General features: G+C 42.5%; 18 protein-coding genes. 7 read left to right on the forward strand and 11 right to left on the reverse strand.

The genetic code is table 11. From position 1 onward, the window contains the following. Positions 1–8: 8 nt before the first annotated feature. Positions 9–821, reverse strand: a complete 813-nt coding sequence (locus AC1DO4_RS19435; RefSeq protein ID WP_477418822.1) for a helix-turn-helix transcriptional regulator — start codon at positions 819–821, stop codon at positions 9–11. 170 nt (positions 822–991) lie between these two features. On the opposite strand from AC1DO4_RS19435, the gene AC1DO4_RS19440 reads away from it, so the two are divergent. Then, on the forward strand, positions 992–1,285 hold the full coding sequence (locus tag AC1DO4_RS19440; RefSeq protein ID WP_477418824.1) for a hypothetical protein: 294 nt from the start codon (positions 992–994) through the stop codon (positions 1,283–1,285). Here AC1DO4_RS19440 and AC1DO4_RS19445 read toward each other — a convergent pair. The 3 genes from AC1DO4_RS19445 to budA form a co-directional block, all read right to left on the reverse strand. Beyond that, complete coding sequence (locus tag AC1DO4_RS19445; protein WP_477418826.1) at positions 1,282–2,529, reverse strand: DUF3179 domain-containing (seleno)protein; 1,248 nt, start codon at positions 2,527–2,529, stop codon at positions 1,282–1,284. The genes AC1DO4_RS19440 and AC1DO4_RS19445 overlap by 4 nt on opposite strands. A 193-nt stretch (positions 2,530–2,722) precedes the next feature. Next, a complete protein-coding gene (locus AC1DO4_RS19450; RefSeq protein WP_477418828.1) occupies positions 2,723–4,060 on the reverse strand; it encodes an outer membrane protein assembly factor BamB family protein in 1,338 nt (445 codons plus the stop codon). Between the two features lie 48 nt (positions 4,061–4,108). Further along, complete coding sequence (gene budA, locus AC1DO4_RS19455; protein ID WP_477418830.1) at positions 4,109–4,912, reverse strand: acetolactate decarboxylase; 804 nt, start codon at positions 4,910–4,912, stop codon at positions 4,109–4,111. 285 nt (positions 4,913–5,197) lie between these two features. Here budA and AC1DO4_RS19460 point away from each other — a divergent pair, with 285 nt between their 5' ends. Both AC1DO4_RS19460 and AC1DO4_RS19465 read left to right on the forward strand, forming a co-directional pair. Further along, positions 5,198–5,908, forward strand: a complete 711-nt coding sequence (locus AC1DO4_RS19460; protein WP_477418832.1) for a DsbA family oxidoreductase — start codon at positions 5,198–5,200, stop codon at positions 5,906–5,908. Between the two features lie 151 nt (positions 5,909–6,059). Then, complete coding sequence (locus AC1DO4_RS19465) at positions 6,060–7,211, forward strand: MFS transporter (protein WP_477418834.1); 1,152 nt, start codon at positions 6,060–6,062, stop codon at positions 7,209–7,211. Positions 7,212–7,213: 2 nt separating this feature from the next. Here AC1DO4_RS19465 and AC1DO4_RS19470 read toward each other — a convergent pair whose 3' ends face one another. Continuing rightward, positions 7,214–7,483 carry a hypothetical protein gene (locus AC1DO4_RS19470; protein WP_477418836.1) on the reverse strand — a complete coding sequence of 90 codons (270 nt, stop codon included), beginning with the start codon at positions 7,481–7,483 and terminating at the stop codon, positions 7,214–7,216. 342 nt (positions 7,484–7,825) lie between these two features. Between AC1DO4_RS19470 and AC1DO4_RS19475 the strand changes: the two genes are divergently transcribed. Beyond that, positions 7,826–8,866 carry a sterol desaturase family protein gene (locus tag AC1DO4_RS19475; RefSeq protein WP_477418838.1) on the forward strand — a complete coding sequence of 347 codons (1,041 nt, stop codon included), beginning with the start codon at positions 7,826–7,828 and terminating at the stop codon, positions 8,864–8,866. A gap of 10 nt (positions 8,867–8,876) precedes the next feature. On the opposite strand, the gene AC1DO4_RS19480 is transcribed toward AC1DO4_RS19475, so the two are convergent. Next, positions 8,877–9,524, reverse strand: a complete 648-nt coding sequence (locus tag AC1DO4_RS19480) for an ankyrin repeat domain-containing protein (protein ID WP_477418840.1) — start codon at positions 9,522–9,524, stop codon at positions 8,877–8,879. Positions 9,525–9,766: 242 nt separating this feature from the next. Here AC1DO4_RS19480 and AC1DO4_RS19485 point away from each other — a divergent pair, with 242 nt between their 5' ends. Both AC1DO4_RS19485 and lolA1 read left to right on the forward strand, forming a co-directional pair. After that, entirely contained in the window at positions 9,767–12,337 is a 2,571-nt protein-coding gene (locus AC1DO4_RS19485; protein WP_477419025.1) for an FtsK/SpoIIIE family DNA translocase, read from the forward strand. A gap of 69 nt (positions 12,338–12,406) precedes the next feature. Further along, entirely contained in the window at positions 12,407–13,084 is a 678-nt protein-coding gene (gene lolA1, locus AC1DO4_RS19490) for an outer membrane lipoprotein periplasmic chaperone LolA1 (protein ID WP_477418842.1), read from the forward strand. Positions 13,085–13,188: 104 nt separating this feature from the next. On the opposite strand, the gene AC1DO4_RS19495 is transcribed toward lolA1, so the two are convergent. From AC1DO4_RS19495 to AC1DO4_RS19515, 5 genes are all read right to left on the reverse strand, one after another. Next, on the reverse strand, positions 13,189–13,734 hold the full coding sequence (locus tag AC1DO4_RS19495; protein ID WP_477418844.1) for an AAA family ATPase: 546 nt from the start codon (positions 13,732–13,734) through the stop codon (positions 13,189–13,191). A 120-nt stretch (positions 13,735–13,854) separates the two neighbouring features. Continuing rightward, on the reverse strand, positions 13,855–14,106 hold the full coding sequence (locus tag AC1DO4_RS19500) for a DUF1456 family protein (RefSeq protein ID WP_477402404.1): 252 nt from the start codon (positions 14,104–14,106) through the stop codon (positions 13,855–13,857). A gap of 15 nt (positions 14,107–14,121) precedes the next feature. Further along, complete coding sequence (locus AC1DO4_RS19505) at positions 14,122–15,423, reverse strand: DEAD/DEAH box helicase (protein WP_477418846.1); 1,302 nt, start codon at positions 15,421–15,423, stop codon at positions 14,122–14,124. Positions 15,424–15,850: 427 nt separating this feature from the next. Beyond that, the gene (locus AC1DO4_RS19510) at positions 15,851–16,147 is read right to left on the reverse strand and encodes a hypothetical protein (protein WP_477402400.1); all 297 of its coding nucleotides are present in this window, start codon (positions 16,145–16,147) and stop codon (positions 15,851–15,853) included. Between the two features lie 55 nt (positions 16,148–16,202). Continuing rightward, entirely contained in the window at positions 16,203–16,892 is a 690-nt protein-coding gene (locus AC1DO4_RS19515) for a pseudouridine synthase (RefSeq protein WP_477418848.1), read from the reverse strand. 255 nt (positions 16,893–17,147) lie between these two features. Between AC1DO4_RS19515 and AC1DO4_RS19520 the strand changes: the two genes are divergently transcribed. Then, the gene (locus tag AC1DO4_RS19520; RefSeq protein ID WP_477418850.1) at positions 17,148–18,299 is read left to right on the forward strand and encodes an acyltransferase family protein; all 1,152 of its coding nucleotides are present in this window, start codon (positions 17,148–17,150) and stop codon (positions 18,297–18,299) included. Positions 18,300–18,375: the final 76 nt, after the last annotated feature.

Raw genomic sequence — 18,375 nt, forward strand, 5'->3', positions numbered from 1 at the left:
GTACATTGTTAACGTGCGGCAATTATTTTACGGTATTGCAATGGTGTTACCCCAACTGCCTGTTTAAAGCTGCGGATAAAATGGCTCTGATCGGCAAAACCACATTCATAACCGATTTGTGTTAGGGGCATAGCGATTTTGCCCAACAATCCGGCGGCTTGCTCTATCCTTAACTTTTTCAGGTAATCACCAACCGTTGTGTTGAAATATTTAGGAAACTGGCGCGACAAATGTACGGGGTGTACCTGCGCAATGGCTGCCAAAGCATCCCAGGATAATGAGGTAGTGTCCCCATCGTTAAGGGCCTCTTTGATCTTTTTTACCCATGCAGGTTGCCTCGCCGTTTCCTGTTGCTTTACATTAGTGAGTAGACCAAAAACTTTAAAAAGCGATTCCCGGATAGACAAAATTTCTATCGTTCCTGTATGCCTCGTTTCCATATACATACTGCGGAATAGCAATTTTAAAACCGGGTTATCCAATTTTAAGCTCCCCTCCATTCGGTTTAAAGGTAATTGGTATCGATCAAAAAAATCCTTTTCCAGTTCGATGTGAAAACCACGGGTATAGCCCGGGTGTTTAATGTTACAGTGCGCATCCTGCCAGTTATGAAACAGCAACGTACCGGCACTGCATTCATAACTCTCTTTTTTATTGGTCTCCAGCATGTTGCCCGTAAGCAGGAAGGTAAAGTATGGATTTTGATGTGTGTGCCAGTCAACCCGGTCGTGCGTGTATTCTGTATCGGTAATAACGAGGTTATCCAATTGGATAGCCTTGTTTTGAACCCCGAAGTATTTACCTTTTTGAAGCTGCAGCATACTGCTTATAGACGAAGTGAGAGATGAATTGTTACAGCTTTTTAATTAGCAATTTGCTTTTCTTCCCATTTCTCAAATCCTCAAATCTTCAAATTTTATTTTCATCCGCACACCTGAAATTTACATAGCTGCACATCTGCACATCCGTTTATTTGTTTAATTTTGGGCCGATGAAAAAAGTGGAAGTATTAAAGCTGATCGATCTGATCGAGGAGATTAAAAAACTGCACGAGTTGATTACGCAAAGCCGCAAAAAAAAGACCTCCGATTTTGTGCTGAATCAATACGAAGCTAAAAAACTAAAAATGATCGGCTCTATCATCAATGAGCTGGCCAATCCGCCAATCCAATCCATGGAAAGCTACATGCTAATCCAAAAGATCCTCAACAAATACTATCCTAATATTGATAATAGCGAATTGTTGAACGACAGCGACGTGGGTAAAATTGTGGCTGTTATTTAAGGGAAAGCCCAATAAATAGCCGCAATAGTTTCCTTAACCTCACCTTCTTTCCAAAATGCCGTTGCCGGGTGAAAATGTTTCCATGAGTGCCAGTATTCCTGGTAGGCTTGTACTTTGCTTAATTTTTGCCCCTTTTGTACACCAGCTGTACATAAGCCATCCCAATCCCAAACCGAAGCGGTTTCTTTGTCGGTAAGCTGCCCGTCTTTATTCAAATCAAAATGAAATGTTTTACCATTTAAATTAGCGTTCCAAACATGGTAACTCAGGCTATCTTTTTCTATGCTTACAACTAATGGGGTTTTGTTAAGCTCGTCATTAAGTATCCGTTTATGAAATAAATGACGCCAGTCATAAGCTTTGGCCTGTCCGTTAACAATCACCCCTACCACCCAGCTTTTCCTGATCAGCGAATCTTTGTTTTTTAAGGTGCTGTCCTTATCAACATACTGTAAACGGTCGTAATTTTTAAGGTCGGCGTAATCCGGGGCATATAATTTATCGGGCTGCATAACAAGCGATGTTGGGTGTTTTTGCAGCCAGGCACCCAGTGTTACCTGCTCATAGGGCAATTCCTGCAGGTGCTGTCCTTTAAGCTTACCAACAGCCGCGTTCCCGGTTGCCTGGTACCACCAGGTTTTGGTGCTTTCGTCCTCAATAATGGCGTTATAATGCCTTGCTCCTACCAACCTGAAGTTTTGCCTTTTGCCGTTTATTACCGGGCTGTAAACCCTGCCCGTGCGGCACATGGTACAGTAAGTTACCAAAACAGGTTCGGCTCCAACATTATCCTGCACTTTATGATGATAGCCTAAATATATAACCGGGTAGGCTTTAGCCACGCCATTTTTCACCACACCTACAACCAAATAGTTAAGCGGCACCTTGTTGGTTAACCCGTTGGCAAATTTGGCTACCTGTGTTTCTTTAAACATGGTTTCGGCCTTGTACATATAATCGGTAATATAAAAACTACCTAAACAAAGCACCAGTACAAGGGCCTTAACAAGTTTACCCCTTTTGGTATTTTTTGAATAAAATTTAAAAAGGTACCATACAATGAAAATAGCCCCGATGAAGCGCAGTGGGTTTACAATTTTTTCAAGGTAATAGCATACGGTAATGGCATTGAGATCCTGGCTGCCCGGAAAAGGCATCAACAGGTAAGCATGCACCAGGCCCGGTACTATCAATAAAATTATTCCTATCCAAAATATTCCCGGCCTGTGTATATATTTCTTCATTTAATCAATATACTTCAAAGTCAACATGCCCGCCCGGTTGGCGAACAAGATAACCCTTAAATTTGTACTCTTCGGTTTTGCAACCGTCCAAAAGGTTGATAACTGGTTTATAATCGACCCTAATTTATCTAAAAATTTAATTAAACAACAACTTCGGGCATAATTATTTTAAAAAACAGATCTTCCCCTTTATTTATTTTAAGTTTAACGCATAGAGGCAGCCATCGGCACTGCCAAAATAAATTACACTATTAAGAATAACCGGCGATGAAACTATTGGGCCAAGCGTATATAATTTATCCATTACATCAACCGATGTTTTGTACAGCGAGTTATCGCCCCCGTTTGCCGCGTATTCAAAACTAAGCGTATCCTGCTTCAATATTTTCGCGGCATTGGCATCGCGGCCTGTAGTTTTAAACTCTCCACATAGCTTGCCTGTTTTAATATTTACAGCCAAAAGCTTTCCGGTAAAATCACCAAAAAACGCCGTATTTGCCCATAATGCAGGGGAGGAGTATAAATATCCATTTGCTTTATAGCTAAATTGCTGCTTGCCGGTTAAACCATCAACAGCCACAAACATATAGCTATCTGATGTGGTAAAATAAACCTTCCCATTTTTTACAGCGGCAGTTGTAAGTATCCAGGAGCCATTGGCACTATATTTCCAGTTCAGCTTGCCTGTGTTGGCATTAAGGGCATAAAAATAGCTATCACGGCAGCCAAAATAAACAAAACCATTACTGCCGATTGGCGAGGCCTGGATTCCCTCCAGCAAGTGGTAAACCGGCTGATCGGCTGTTTTAAACTTCCAGGCAAGTTTACCGGTTGCGGCGTCCAATGCGTATAGGTACGTATCCCAACTGCCAAAGTAAACTTTGCCCTTGTATAAACACGGACTGGTATGAATAATCCCTTTTGTTTGATAAGCCCATTTCAACTTCCCCGTATTGCCATCCAAAGCATAAAGCTTACCATCGCTGCTGCCAAAATATACAGTAAGATTATTTTTTACACCGCTAAATATTGGCGAAGACAGAAAGAAATCATACTGATCATCCATATACTCATTCACCGGTTTCATGGTCCATAACCCTTTTGCACCAACCTTCTTTTCCCCACCGGTTTTAAACTTCCAGATAAGTTTGCCGGTTTTAGCATTTAAGGTATAATAATAGCCATCAAAACTACCAAAACACAGCTTATCGCCATTAATTGCAGCTGATGAACTTACAGCACCACCGGTAGTAAATTCCCAAAGCTCATTTCCTGTTTTTACATCAACAGCGTACAAGTTATGGTCTTCGCTACCTATATAGGCAATACCGTTGGCAATAGCCGGCGATGAAAATATTTTACCTTTTGTAGCAAATTTCCACTTTAAGCCGCCAAAAGATCTATAGTCCTTTTTGTTATCAGCCTCTTTATGCTGCACGTTTGTATCTACAGCCAGGGCTATTGTGGTCTTTCCCTGGCTAAAAGTCGCGGCAACAGTAAATAAGGCAAACAGGAAAATATTTTTTTTCATTACCAGGAATGGATATAATGGAGGGACACAAGTATAGTTATAAAAAAACTACTGCTTTTTCCCGTTTTCAACACTTTTTATCTCCTCTTTCCGGTCCTTTTTAAAGTCGAAGTTGTCAAAATCTGTGGTTTGCGGCAAATCCATGGTGTAGCTGGTGAGGGTATCTACCTCAATGGTAATGTCTTCGGTATTCAGATCGATGAGATGGCCGCCGGCAGTTTTATCCATCGATAAAAAATGAAAATGGTAACCGCTGATGTGCGCACCCTCCATAAAAGCCGGAATGCGAAAACCAACCAGGTCGCCCCGTACCTCGCTATGTTCAAAAAATTGCTGCCTGTTCAGCATGGCTGCAAGCGGCAGATAAGGTTTTTCAACCGGTGGGAAAGCCCTGGTTTTTACCGACTTAAATTTGCCACTGATGTGTATGGCATAAATGCCGTTCTGGTTGGTAAGTAAACTATCCAGGTAACTATAAAGCGATGTTTTGTTTAAAGCTCCTGCATATTTGCAAACTTTTTTCGCCTTAAAAAAACACACTACGGCATAGGGCAATTTGCCTGTATCTGACACCAGGGTGGTTTTCCCTGTTGACCTTGTTTGGTAAATCTTGCCGTTAAGCATCAGCAGTTCGCCATCCAGGTGACCGGGAGCGCCAAGACCGAAATCACCGTGCTTTTCCAGTTCTTTATATGTATACCAGTTATCGTACAAGCCACCTATAAATCCGGAAGCAAAACCGGCGCTGAATAAATTATTATCAGCTTCTACGGCTTTGATTTTTTGCTGCGCGCTGGATTTACTATGGAAACAAATAAAGGCCAGTAACATTAAGAGGTATTTTTTTTGCATAATAAAGAAATTGCGTTTGAGGCTTACAAAGCAATTGTTTTACAACAATTTATCCAAATGTTTATTGATAATTAAAAATGCTTAGTCAATCAGAAAATTTTCAGGCAAAGACTCGGAGACGCAAAGTAATCTGCATGTTTTTTTTGCCGTCTTGGCGTCTTTGCGTGAGATTAATTTTATCCACCCTTCTTAACTTCCTAAACCCTCCTGCCAGGATTAATTTTACTTTACCCTTACGGGGATAAATATTGCTTATACTAAATTTGAAAATCTATTAAACAGAAAATGATGAAAGTAGAAATATGGAGTGATGTAATGTGCCCCTTTTGTTACATAGGCAAGCGCAGGTTTGAGGAGGCTTTGGAGCAATTTGATCATAAAGATCAGGTTGAAATTGAATGGAAAAGCTTTCAGCTTAACCCGGATATGAAAACCGACCCCAACATCAACATTAGTCAATACCTGGCCGATGCCAAAGGCTGGACGCTGGAATACGCCCAACAAATGAACAATCATGTTACCCAAATGGCTGCCCAGGTTGGCCTTACCTATGATTTTGACAAGGCTATTGTTGCCAACAGTTTTAAGGCTCACCGTTTTACTCACCTTGCCAAAAAATACAACCTGGGTGATAATGCCGAAGAAGCCTTGTTTAAAGCTTACTTTACCGAAGGCTTAAATATGGATGATAATGCTACCCTTATACGATTGGGAACTAATATTGGCCTTGATGCTGAAGAAGTAAAACAAGTGCTTGAAAGTGACACCTACGCTGATGAGGTAAAACATGACATTGCCGAAGCGCAACAATTAGGCATAAGAGGCGTTCCTTTTTTTGTAATGAATAACAAATATGGGGTATCTGGCGCGCAGGCTGTACCGGTTTTCCAGGAAACGATAGAAAAATCGTTTGCCGAATGGCAGCAGGAAAACAGCAAACCCGCTTTAACCATTATTGAAGGCGAGTCATGTTCACCGGATGGAGATTGCAATTAATGTTATTGATCTACAATGCTTTACTAAATTTATTTCAAAATCCATCCCAAAGTAAAAAACGATTTAGCTTATAAAACGTATCAATTAAAGCACTATATTTGCATTAGAACGACTAAGTGTACTTTTTACACTTAGTATAATAACAACATTGATGATAGATACGCTTTCCGTCCCGGTTTTAAATACCAAAAGAACACTCCGCATAGCTGTGGGTGCTATGTTTTTTATGGCCGGTTTAAGCTTTTCAAGCTGGGCATCGCGCATTGCTACAGTACAGCAAAGTATGGGCCTCTCTGATGCCGCTTTGGGTGCCGTACTGTTTTCATTACCAGTTGGTTTAATGTGCTCCCTCCCATTTTCGGGATGGATCATCACTAAAATCGGCAGCCGCAGGTTACTTATTGGTGCATTGCTGGTATATGCAACCGCGTTGGTAACTTTAGGTTTGGCACAAAATACCTTTCAGCTTATCATTTGCCTGGTTTGTTTCGGCTTTAGCAGTAACGCGGTTAACATAGCCGTTAATACCCAGGCCGTAGCTGCCGAAGAACTTTATAAACGCCCCATACTGGCATCATTTCACGGTTTGTGGAGTTTAGCCGGGTTTACAGGCGCAGGCATTGGTACCTTTATGATAGCCAATAACATTGCCCCTGTATATCATTTTTTACTGATGCTGATTGTGATTGCTGCAGGTGTAGCCATTGCCGCCCGTTATTTAAAGGATGATAAGGTAGCAAGCGCCGGACCAGCATTTGTGATGCCCGATAAATCGCTGATTAAATTGGGGATTATCGCCTTTTGTTCGATGATCTGCGAGGGAGCCATGTTTGACTGGAGCGTTATCTACTTCAAAAAAGTAGTGCTTGCCCCATCAGCCCTGGTTGGTATTGGCTTTACAGCATTTATGGCAACTATGGCAAGCGGCCGTTTTATTGCCGATTGGTTTGCGCACAGGTTTGGTTTAAAACGTACCCTGCAGATAAGTGGTTCATTAACCGCCACCGGTTTAATAATAGCCGTAATTTTTCCATACGTGTACACGGCCATAGCAGGTTTCCTGCTGGTAGGTGCCGGTGTATCATCGGTGGTGCCTATGGTTTACAGCGCAGCGGGCAAATCAAAAACCATGCTGCCGGGTGTAGCGTTGGCAGCCGTTTCAACCATTGGTTTCCTGGGCTTTTTAATTGGTCCGCCGATTATTGGTTTTATAGCAGGTATTGCAACCTTAAGGGCGTCATTTGTGTTGATAGCGCTGATGGGCTTATCGGTTGTTATCGTATCCACCAAGGCTAAAATCTAATCCTAAGCTTTATTAAGGTCAACCTCCCCGGGATTTAGTAGGTAATCAAATTGCTCATACCCGTTGTGTATAATAAATTTCAACCGTTCCTTTGGTACATCAATATCCAACGACATTAAAGCCAATGTTTCGGGCAAATTGTCACGAATCAGTTTCAAATCGGTTACATGAGGCATTTCAATAAAAATATCTTCACCCAGTGCGTCAATTTGCCATTCCGTCAGGCTGGTATTGTGTAATACATCCAGCCATTTCTGTTGATAGGCGTTCATAATCTTGCTTTAGTTAATATATTAATAAGGATTGAAAGGGAGATTGGTTTTAATTATTTGAGACCCAACGTTTCAATTCCATGTCAATATATCAAGGATTTTTTTGACGTCGTTAAGCAATTCCCGGTGATAAACACGAATTTTGAAGTGCATATTAAACACCGGGAAACTTTTTATGTACCGAAGCTTAGGGTATCACAAAGTCGGTAACATTGTTACATGCGCAACTTCTATCGACCTATTGTTTATTAATCATAATTTTCTAATTTTAGCATTTCAATAATGTACATACATTAAAACATTATACGTTATTAACACATACCAATTATAATTTTTTGTGCAATGGATTTTTTGAATACTATACTTGATTTTTTCAAAGGTTTTTTTGGCTGGGGCAGCTGGGGCAGTTTGATGGAGATCATTAAATCGGGCGATTATAGCAAGCTGTTTACTTATGCAGGTTTCCAGGCCATGCTGTTCCCTATTTTGCCTTTCCTGTTGCTGCTCGAAATTATCCGTGCTGCTTTTTATAAACGTTTTAAGGTTATTCATTATAAATTACCGTTTTTTTCATTTGTGTTAAATTCTGTTATCGGGAGGTATATATCCATAGGCATGGTTTTAATATGTATAAAACTGTTTGAAAACCACGCCATTTTTAAGACCACATTTACCTGGTACTGGTTTATTTATGGCTATATAGTTTGGGAATTTGGCCATTTTATTTACCATTATTTTGGTCACAAAGTAAGGCTGTTCTGGTGCCTGCACTCAACCCACCACGCGCCCGAAAGCATGAACCTGGCCATCAGCAACGCGCATTTCTTTTTAGAAGCCCCTTATGCCGATTTTATCCGCACAACGGTTTGTATTTTATTAGGGGTTAACCCGACTATGCTGTTTGTTATCATGTTTATTGATGGATTTTGGGGAACCTTTATCCACATTGGCGAAAACGTAATTAAGGATGGCAGATTAGGCTTTTTGAACAATATTGTACTTACGCCATCGCATCACCGGGTACACCATGCCCGTAATGTAAAGTATATGGATACCAATTTCTGTAACCTGCTGCCCATTTGGGATAAAGTATTTGGCACTTATCAAAATGAAGACACGGAAATTCCTATTGAGTATGGCATCAGTCGCCCGCTGATTAAAAACAGTTTCCTGGATGCCTACTTTGGTGAGATCGTATTTTTAGCCAAAGATGTATACAAAGCGCCTGGCTTAAAAAACAAGTTCCTGTACATTATTATGCCTCCCGGTTGGAGCCACACCGGCGATCATAAAATGACTACCGTAGTAAAGAAAAAGTATTTTGAAGAACTGGATAAACAAAAGGTTGGAGCGAAACAGGACGGGGAAACGGCGTTGACTTAAATTCTACCCTCTACTCCAAAATCGCCGCGATCTCATCAAAACCTTTCTCCCTTGCCAAATCGGCGGGGAGTTTGCCTCCTTCCATGCGGGTATTAATTTCGGCTCCGTTTTCTAATAATAGTATCAGCAATTCTAAATTTCCATTTTGCGCGGCAGCATGCAGCGGGGTTGCACCTGCTTGTTGTTTTATGTTGATAAACGATCCGTTCTCGATAAGCATAGCTGCGGTACGGGTATAATTGCCGGCACATGCCGAATGCAGCGGGTAAACATGAAATCCGTTGTTTGATGGCAGGTTTACATCGGCCCCTTTTGACACCAGGTAACGGGCAACATCATAATGTCCAAAATAACAGGCCAGGCCCAGGGCTGTAAAGCCATCAGGAGCATAATCATTAAGCGAGTTGGGACTGGCGTAAACAAGGTTAGCTACTGCATCAAGCTTACCGGCAGCAGCTGCCTCAAACAAGTTAATCTCGCCAACGTACCTCAGCAGCAGTTCGGTAACGTCGGGCTTTTTGTAATAGCATGACAGCATAAGCGGCGAAACCTGGTGACTGGTAAGGGTTGTTGCCAGCTTTGGGTTTTGTGTAAGCAGGGCATCTAACTGCTGCAAATTGGCAGCGTTAATATATTCCTCCAGGTTTTCTATACTCATTATTTTAAGTTAAATAAGGGTCTCGCAAAAAAATTCATAGCCTGAGCGTGCCCTGTTATTCAATTATACTAAAAAAATAAAAATACGCCTAACTATTTGCATAATCTGCTAACTTTATATTTCAACAGTTTGCAGCTTTTTTGATGAGTGGCGAGGGTGGGTAAAATTTTTATGTTGTTTTTGTAAAGTTTACATAGGTGAAATTTTATGTAAGTTTGCAGTTAAAGGATGTTACAATCAGGATGCCGGTAAAAGGAAATCAGTTTAAATCAAATAGTTTTAAGGACGATAATCAGCCCCGCCAAACCAATGGCAAGGCCGAAAAGGAACGGGTATCAAAAAGGGGACTCCCTAAAATGCCCCGCTTTGATATGGAGAATGGGCGTACAGTAAAAATTGCGGGATTGTTTTCGCTTTTGCTGTCTGTTTACTTCCTTATCGCCTTCACTTCCTACCTGTTTACCTGGCAGGAAGACCAGAGTTATATTTCAACAACCAATGGTGGCTGGCATAACCTGGCCACGGGCAAAACTGTACAGGAAATAGCCGATGCCGGCTCCCCGCAGGTTGCACAAAACTGGCTTGGTAAATTTGGCGCGCTGTTAAGCAACCAGTTTATTTATGAATGGTTTGGAGTGGCTTCATTCATCTTTATTTTTATATTTTTTGTATTGGGATACCGCCTGCTGTTTAAAGTAAGGCTGTTTTCATTAGCCAAAACACTGGCCTACTCCATTTTCGGCATTGTATTTATATCTACAGCTATAGGCTATTTTCACGCCTTTATTATTGATTACCCGCATTTTTTGGAAGGGGGCTTTGGTTACTGGAGCAACCGTTTGCTCGATGCGCAGATCGGTCCGGCAGGTACGGCTGGTTTACTTGTATTTTTGGCGCTTGCCGTATTGGTGATTGCCTATAATATCGATTTTAAACTACCCTCCAAAAAGGAAAGGGTTAACGCAATGGAAATAGACGAAATAGTTCCAGAGCCTGTTGACCTGGCTGATGAAGAAATATCCCTACCCGTTGAATGGCCACGCGGTAACCGGGTAAATGACACTTTAGCTACCCAGGTTAACGCTATAAAGCCCGAACCTGTAAATCAACCGCCATTAACACAAACTCAGGTATATCATGAGCCTGTTGTTTTAATGCCCACGAACACCGCCCGTGCCGAACCGGAAGAAGAAACAGAAATCCCCCTTACTATTGATGTAAACCGCCCGCTGCCCGAACTAAATGTTGAAAAGGCTGATGATGTTAAAGCACAGGAACTGGTGAACCAATTTGGAATTTATGACCACAGGCTCGACCTCGCATCCTATAAATTTCCACATCTCGACCTGTTGGAGAACCACGGATCAAACAAGATCTCGGTAAACGCCGAGGAACTGGAAGCCAACAAGAACAAGATTGTTGAAACGCTTAACCATTATAACATCGAGATAGATAAGATAAAGGCTACCATCGGGCCAACGGTTACACTATATGAAATCATCCCTGCACCAGGTGTGCGCATCTCCAAGATCAAAAACCTGGAAGATGATATTGCGCTGAGCCTGGCTGCTTTAGGTATCCGTATCATTGCGCCTATGCCGGGTAAGGGGACCATTGGTATCGAGGTACCAAATCAAAACCCCGAAATGGTTTCGATGCGGTCTATCCTGTCCACAGAAAAATTCCAGAACACCACTATGGACCTGCCCATTGCTTTGGGCAAAACCATATCCAACGAGGTGTTTATTGCCGACCTTGCTAAAATGCCCCACCTTTTGGTTGCAGGTGCTACCGGACAGGGTAAATCGGTTGGTATTAATGCCATATTGGTTTCGCTGCTGTTTAAAAAGCACCCGTCCGAACTTAAGTTTGTATTGGTAGACCCTAAAAAGGTGGAGCTTACGCTTTTCCGCAAGATAGAACGGCACTTTTTGGCCAAATTGCCCGATGAAGCCGATGCTATCATAACAGATACCAAAAAGGTTGTAAACACGCTTAACTCGCTGTGTATCGAGATGGACCAGCGGTATGACCTGTTGAAGGATGCACAGGTGCGTAACCTTAAAGAATACAATGCCAAGTATGTTAACCGCAAAATAAGCGACCCCGAAAAACATCGCTACCTGCCGTTTATTGTATTGGTGATTGACGAGTTTGCCGATTTAATGATGACTGCCGGCAAAGAGGTTGAGGTGCCCATAGCACGTATTGCGCAGCTGGCCCGCGCGGTGGGGATTCACCTGGTGATTGCTACACAAAGGCCATCGGTAAATATCATTACCGGTACCATTAAGGCCAACTTCCCGTCACGATTGGCGTTCAGGGTATTATCAAAGATAGACTCGCGCACCATTTTAGATGCCGGCGGCGCCGATCAGCTTATTGGTCGTGGAGATATGTTGTTCTCTACCGGCAGCGACCTCATACGCCTGCAATGCGCCTTTGTGGATACGCCGGAGGTGGAGGCGATATCAAACTTCATCGGCGAGCAACGCGGCTATCCTACAGCCCTGCTGCTACCTGAATACGTTGGTGAAGGCGAAGCAAGCAGTGCCAAAGAATATGACCCGGATGACCGCGACCCGATGTTTGAGGAAGCTGCCCGTTTAATAGTATTGCACCAGCAGGGTTCAACATCGCTAATTCAGCGTAAAATGAAGTTGGGCTATAACCGTGCCGGCCGCATTATTGATCAGCTGGAAGCTGCGGGTATAGTTGGCGCATTTGAAGGCAGTAAGGCCCGCGATGTTTTATACCCTGATGAATACAGCCTGGAAAGGTACCTGGAAACGCTTCAAAAACCACGTGATTAAACCAATTACAATTTATATGCTCTAAAACAGTAACTATTAGCATTAATAGTTACTGAAGATAAATAACTCATGAAAAAAACAATTTTATATACCCTAATAGCATTAAGTTCCTATACTGCCGCATTTGCCCAAAAAGATACACAAGCCAAGGCTATTTTAGCCCAGGTGAGCCAGAAATATAAATCGTATGATGTGATTAAAACCGATTTTTCTCTTACGCTTGATAACCAGCAGGCTGGTGTTAAAGAAACCCAAACCGGTACGCTGATTTCAAAAGCCAAAGCAGGTAAATACAAGGTTACCCTTTACAGTTCAGCATCGGCAAAGGATGTGGATAAAGAGATCATCAGCGATGGAAAAAGCCAGTGGACCTATCTGAAAAAAGATAAAGAGGTACAGGTGAGCGATGCAGCCAAAGGCGGCGAAGGCCTTAGTAACCCATCGCAAATTTTTACTATTTATGAGCGTGGTTATAAATACCTGTACACCGGCGAGCAAAAAATTGCCGGCAAAGCTTACCAGGTTATTGATCTTACGCCCGAAAATGAAAAGCAAGCCATATTTAAGGTTCGCCTGTTGATTGATAAAGCAAAAAAACAGATCTATAGCGCCCTTTTGTTCGACAAGAACGGCAATAAATACAACTACGTTGTAAAAAACTTTACACCTAATGCACCCATTGCCGATAGCATGTTTGCATGGGATGCCAAAGCTCACCCCGGCGTTGAGGTAGTGGATTTGAGGTAAGCTGTTAAAGTTTGACGATTTTAAAAAGGGCGATGGGTTTTGAAACTTATTGCCCTTTTTTGTTACGTCCCCACGCGTTACTGCAGAACCATAGACCATTGGGGCTATATCTTACCGCTCAACTCAGTAATCTTTAATAACATAGCCTCCAGCCTTTCCTCAACCGAAGTACCTCCATCAATAACCAGTACCGGATGATGAAGGCTTTGCATCCAGTTTTGATGGACCCGTAAGGTGCGTCCGCTGTTTAAATTTTCATCGTAGCCCGATGCCCATTCAATAAAGTCCTTGTATTGCTTATTGCGCTCTTTATCAGTATAAATGATATCGCCGTACTTTTCATATTCCCGTTTTTTAAGCCTGTTTATTCTTACCTCATTTGGCAGGTATAAAAATACCGACAGGTCGAAATTCCAGTTATTGTTCCAGTTGATTACCGAACCGCCTAATACCCAATTTTTATATTGTGATGTATCGTGGTTTATCAGCGCATTTCGTTCTTCGGGAGGACGCCTGATGGTAAAAGGAGTATGGGAAGGCATCCAGAAATATTGGTCGCCATCAAAGTATTGGTAATTAAGCTTTTCGGCTAAAGCCATGCCTAACGTAGTTACACCTGAGCCCGAAGCTCCAAAAATATTGATGTGCATTGTTAATTTAGTGAGCCCGGTTGTGTCGAAATTGTTTCAGTATCCCACATATGAGGTGAACACCATATATGTAGCCCACTTGTCAGTTTAGATGCCCGGCATGACTTAAGACCGTTCCTTCTACTTCACGTCAGTCTTCGGAACCCTCTTATCAGGCATCGGACCACGCTTGTAAATGATGAGGCCGTTTAAAAAATTGCGTAGGATCTGGTCGCCGCAGGGTTTAAAGTTGGGGTGATCATCATTACGAAAAATAGCGCCCAGTTCGGTTTTGGTGATGCGGAAGTTGGCCAGCTCCAATACTTTTATAATATCATCATCGGTAAACTTCATGGCTACCCTCAGCTTTTTCATGATATCATTATTGCTCATGCTATTGGTATTTAATTATATGGAAATATCTATTTTAACTTTTTTGTTCTTGATCTTTTCGCCCTTTATCTGCTGTACGGCCTTCTCAATACGGTTGCGTTTTACAGCGGCGTAAGATGTATAATCAAGCACCTCAATCAAGCCAACGTCCTCCTTATCCAGGCCGCCCTTTTTAAGCAGCAGGCCTACAATATCAATCTTATTTACCTTATCCTTTTTACCGGCAGCAATATACAATGTAGCCCATGGCGACGGTTTCGGTACTATCGGATCTTCGGGCAGTTCTTCCACTTCGGGCATCTGTTTTAAATAAGATGGCTTTTCATCGGGCGCCAGTATCAGGTACGATGTTCCTTTGGCATGCATGCGGGCGGTACGGCCGTTACGATGCAGGTAAGCTTCCTCGTTATGCGGTAACTGGTAATGTACCACGTGCTCAATCTCGGGTATATCCAGTCCGCGGGATGCCAGGTCGGTAGTGATGAGTAAACGGTGGCTGCCATTCCTGAATTTAAGTAAGGCGCGCTCCCTGTCATCCTGCTCCATACCGCCATGGAAAATATCATGCGGTAACCCCCTGTCATATAAAAGATCGCTGATACGTTCTACCGCTTCGCGGTGGTTACAGAAAACAAGGGTTGCTTTATCGCCAATTTTACAGATCAGGGCAAACAGCGCATCCAGCTTATCGGCGGCTTCGGCTATAACAGCTTTTTGTTTAATATCGGGGGTATTAGCGGCATTGGTGAGGTAATCCAGTTCAACAGGCCTTACCATGCCGGTAAAGTCAGGAATCTCCTGCATTTTGGTGGCCGAGGTTAGCATCCGCTTTTTGATATTGGGCATTTGCTTGATAATGAAAGCCATATCCTCCTGAAAACCAAATTCCAAAGCTTTATCAAACTCATCCAATATCAGGGTGTGAATAGTATCCGTACTAAAACTATGGCGGCGCAGGTGATGGGCAATACGCCCCGGAGTACCTATTAACAAAGCAGGCGGCTGAGATAAATTATTCCGTTCAATTTTTACCGGGTGGCCGCCATAACAGCAATTCACCTTAAAACCGCTGCCAATGGTCCTGAAAACCTGTTCTATCTGCAAAGCCAACTCGCGCGACGGAACCATAATAAGGGCCTGAACAGTTGGAATGTTCGGATCTAATAAACTCAGCAATGGCAATAAAAACCCAAGTGTTTTACCCGAACCGGTTGGCGACAGCAGTATTACATCGCTTTTTTTTGCCGCACTAATGGCAGCCTGCTGCATTTCATTCAGAGCGTTAATTTTGAGGTTTTCGAGCGCTTGCTTTATCATTGTAGGCGCAAAGATAAGGTAAATATAGTAGGGAAGATTATCTTTCAATCGTCGTTACTTCGTGCCTACCAATGGCGTATTCTATTTTCAAGGTGTAAAGGGCTGTCAGGCTGAGCCTGTCGAAGACTCGCGCGGAGAGGCCTTTGCCTCTATGCTTTGACAAAGCCCAGCATAGCGAATTCCGTTTTAGATAACCATCGGCTTTGAACGCTGGCATCGACTCACCCCGACCAGGCTCCGCCGGTCGACCCTCTCTCCGGCTTACGCCGCAAAGAGGGTGAAGCTCATTTTTTGTTTTATTGCCCCTCTATGTGACGCAGTCGGAGAGAGGGGCAGACGGGCGTAGCCTCGTCGGGGTGAGTCGACTCGCAGCAATGCAAAAACGTCATTCCCCCTTTTAGAGTCCCCGGATTTTATTGTTGTAATATCACACAATCCTACCCTCATCCATCATCCTGTCTTCAGGATCGGGCTCGTGGTAATTCTTAATAAACCTTGCAATTTCTTCGGCTTGCTTGTGGGTTAGGTCACCCATGCCGCTGTATTCCCATTCGTTCATTTTATCGTCAAAAACGATGTCGCCCAAATCAATGCTGCCTTCGCTCAAGCCAAATACCCCGGTAGAATATATGTCACCGCCTGGCATAATTTGAGTTACTGGTTTAATAATGATCAGGCGATCTCCATTATTTGTATAGAGATTATAATTCGCCGGCTTTATCATGTTTAAAGTATTTGGTTAACTTACAAAGTTAGGCGGGTTTTGTTTCATTATAGCTTTAATTATGAAGCTGCCATTTCATTAGCTGCATAACTCTTTTAAACTCGGGCTGTAAATCTGCGCGTATAGTAATACTTTCGCCGGTTATAGGGTGGTTAAAGCTTAGGTACGAAGCATGCAGCAGCATGGTGGTCATATCCCAGGTATCTTTAAAAAATTTGTTCTGTTTATTGCAGCCATGGGTACGATCGCCAATGATGGGATGGGAAATATGGCTAAAATGTTTACGCAACTGGTGCATTCGCCCTGTAGTTGGGACTGCCTCAACCAACGAATACCGGACTGTTTGGTGAGCGCCAAAGGGAATATCCAGTTCGGCCCGTTTAAGGGTGGTATAGGTTGTAAACGCATCCTGAAGCGTACCGTTTTCCTTCCGCAGGGGATAATCAATATCCTCTGTATCGGCAGTGTGACCACGCACTATGGCCAGGTATTTTTTTTGCACCTGGTTTTCCATAAATTGCTGTTGCATGGCAATTTCTACCTGTTTATCCAGCGCGAAGAGTAATATACCTCCTGTCTTCCTATCAATACGATGTACCGGGTTAACTTTCCGGCCAATCTGGTCGCGCAGCATTTGCAGGGCAAACTCCGATGCATCTGCAGCAATAGAAGAACGATGCACCAGCAAACCATGTGGTTTATTGATGGCTATAAGATATTCGTCGCGATATAAGATCTCTAACATTCAGTGCGATTACAAACCGCGAAGGTACGAGAATAGATTTGAGATGTGAGATATGAGATTTGAGACCCGGAAATTGTTTAAAAATAAATAAAAGAACGTCATTGCTGTGACGATCTATTTTTAACCAGCCTCCTGAAAATTTCATCTCATATCTCATATCCATATTCAATTAATTTAAAAAGTAATGCAGCTAAAAAAAATATTTTAATTAGTGGGTCTTTTTATATCTTTAGTTCAAACAAAATCTTATAAACAATGACCACTACAACCAAAACAAAATCAAGCGATTCCGCGCCTGATGATATTAATGCCGCTCCTACACGTTTATTTTCATTGGATGCCCTTCGCGGGTTTGATATGTTTTGGATTATGGGTGGCGAAGAGATCTTTCATACCATGGCCAAAGCCACCAAATCGCCATTTTGGGAGGCCATTGCAAACCAGTTTACACACCCCGACTGGAATGGTTTTCACCTGTACGACCTTATCTTTCCACTATTCCTGTTCATGGCCGGTGTATCTACTCCGTTTTCGGTTGGCCGGGAATTAGAGAAAGGCAAAAGCAAAAAACAGTTGGTTGTTAGGGTTATAAAAAGAGCATTAATATTGGTATTGCTGGGTTTGGTGGTCAATAACGGATTAAACATTATGCCAATATCCGAGATCCGTTTTGCCAGTGTGCTGGGCCGTATCGGGATCGCTTATATGTTTGCCAACATTATTTACCTGTACAGCAGCGAGCGCATGCAAATGGTATGGTTCTGGGTATTCATTATAGGTTACTGGCTGCTGCTTAAATTTACTTCAGCACCAGGCTTCCCGCATGGCGATTTAACCATGCAGGGCAATTTTGCATCGTATATGGATAGGATCATTCTGCCGGGCAAGTTGTATTTAGGCATTCATGATCCCGAAGGTTTATTTTCTACCATACCGGCCATCAGTACCGGATTATTAGGTATAATTACCGGTACCATATTAAAAAAGACCGGTTTAGCGCAAATGAAAAAAGTGGCTATACTATCTATTACCGGTATAATATTCCTGGTGATAGCCCAAATATGGAACCTTGATTTCCCTATCAACAAAAACCTGTGGACCAGCTCGTTTGTAATGCAGGTAGGGGGTTTAAGCCTGCTGTTGATGGCATTTTTTTATTATATCATAGATGTGCTGGGCTACAAAAAGTGGTCGTTTTATTTCAGGGTGATCGGCATGAACTCCATACTGATCTACGTATCCGGTCACTTTATTAAATGGAGCTATACCAACAATGGTTTTTTTGGCTGGATAGGTAAGCTCATTGGCGATCCCTTTAATGCCGTTGCTATGGCTATTACCTTTGTAATGGTGAAATGGCTGTTTTTGTATTATTTGTACCAGAAGAAGACATTTTTACGCGTTTAATACACGATTTATGGATTTGGCAGGATTAGACAGGATTTTTTGAATGCCGATTATTTTGTCTGAACCGGAATTCATC

This window comes from Mucilaginibacter sp. P5_A6, assembly GCF_056400585.1.

What these genes read in the sequence shown, in the direction of transcription:
- AC1DO4_RS19505 (WP_477418846.1), bottom strand. Translation starts at nt 15,423, where the DNA reads ATGATAAAGCAAGCGCTCGAAAACCTCAAAATTAACGCTCTGAATGAA.
- AC1DO4_RS19470 (WP_477418836.1), bottom strand. Translation starts at nt 7,483, where the DNA reads ATGAACGCCTATCAACAGAAATGGCTGGATGTATTACACAATACCAGC.
- AC1DO4_RS19495 (WP_477418844.1), bottom strand. Translation starts at nt 13,734, where the DNA reads ATGCACATCAATATTTTTGGAGCTTCGGGCTCAGGTGTAACTACGTTA.
- AC1DO4_RS19475 (WP_477418838.1), top strand. Translation starts at nt 7,826, where the DNA reads ATGGATTTTTTGAATACTATACTTGATTTTTTCAAAGGTTTTTTTGGC.
- AC1DO4_RS19435 (WP_477418822.1), bottom strand. Translation starts at nt 821, where the DNA reads ATGCTGCAGCTTCAAAAAGGTAAATACTTCGGGGTTCAAAACAAGGCT.
- AC1DO4_RS19440 (WP_477418824.1), top strand. Translation starts at nt 992, where the DNA reads ATGAAAAAAGTGGAAGTATTAAAGCTGATCGATCTGATCGAGGAGATT.
- AC1DO4_RS19445 (WP_477418826.1), bottom strand. Translation starts at nt 2,529, where the DNA reads ATGAAGAAATATATACACAGGCCGGGAATATTTTGGATAGGAATAATT.
- AC1DO4_RS19510 (WP_477402400.1), bottom strand. Translation starts at nt 16,147, where the DNA reads ATGATAAAGCCGGCGAATTATAATCTCTATACAAATAATGGAGATCGC.
- AC1DO4_RS19515 (WP_477418848.1), bottom strand. Translation starts at nt 16,892, where the DNA reads ATGTTAGAGATCTTATATCGCGACGAATATCTTATAGCCATCAATAAA.
- AC1DO4_RS19480 (WP_477418840.1), bottom strand. Translation starts at nt 9,524, where the DNA reads ATGAGTATAGAAAACCTGGAGGAATATATTAACGCTGCCAATTTGCAG.
- AC1DO4_RS19520 (WP_477418850.1), top strand. Translation starts at nt 17,148, where the DNA reads ATGACCACTACAACCAAAACAAAATCAAGCGATTCCGCGCCTGATGAT.
- AC1DO4_RS19460 (WP_477418832.1), top strand. Translation starts at nt 5,198, where the DNA reads ATGATGAAAGTAGAAATATGGAGTGATGTAATGTGCCCCTTTTGTTAC.
- lolA1 (WP_477418842.1), top strand. Translation starts at nt 12,407, where the DNA reads ATGAAAAAAACAATTTTATATACCCTAATAGCATTAAGTTCCTATACT.
- AC1DO4_RS19450 (WP_477418828.1), bottom strand. Translation starts at nt 4,060, where the DNA reads ATGAAAAAAAATATTTTCCTGTTTGCCTTATTTACTGTTGCCGCGACT.
- budA (WP_477418830.1), bottom strand. Translation starts at nt 4,912, where the DNA reads ATGCAAAAAAAATACCTCTTAATGTTACTGGCCTTTATTTGTTTCCAT.
- AC1DO4_RS19485 (WP_477419025.1), top strand. Translation starts at nt 9,767, where the DNA reads ATGCCGGTAAAAGGAAATCAGTTTAAATCAAATAGTTTTAAGGACGAT.
- AC1DO4_RS19500 (WP_477402404.1), bottom strand. Translation starts at nt 14,106, where the DNA reads ATGAGCAATAATGATATCATGAAAAAGCTGAGGGTAGCCATGAAGTTT.
- AC1DO4_RS19465 (WP_477418834.1), top strand. Translation starts at nt 6,060, where the DNA reads ATGATAGATACGCTTTCCGTCCCGGTTTTAAATACCAAAAGAACACTC.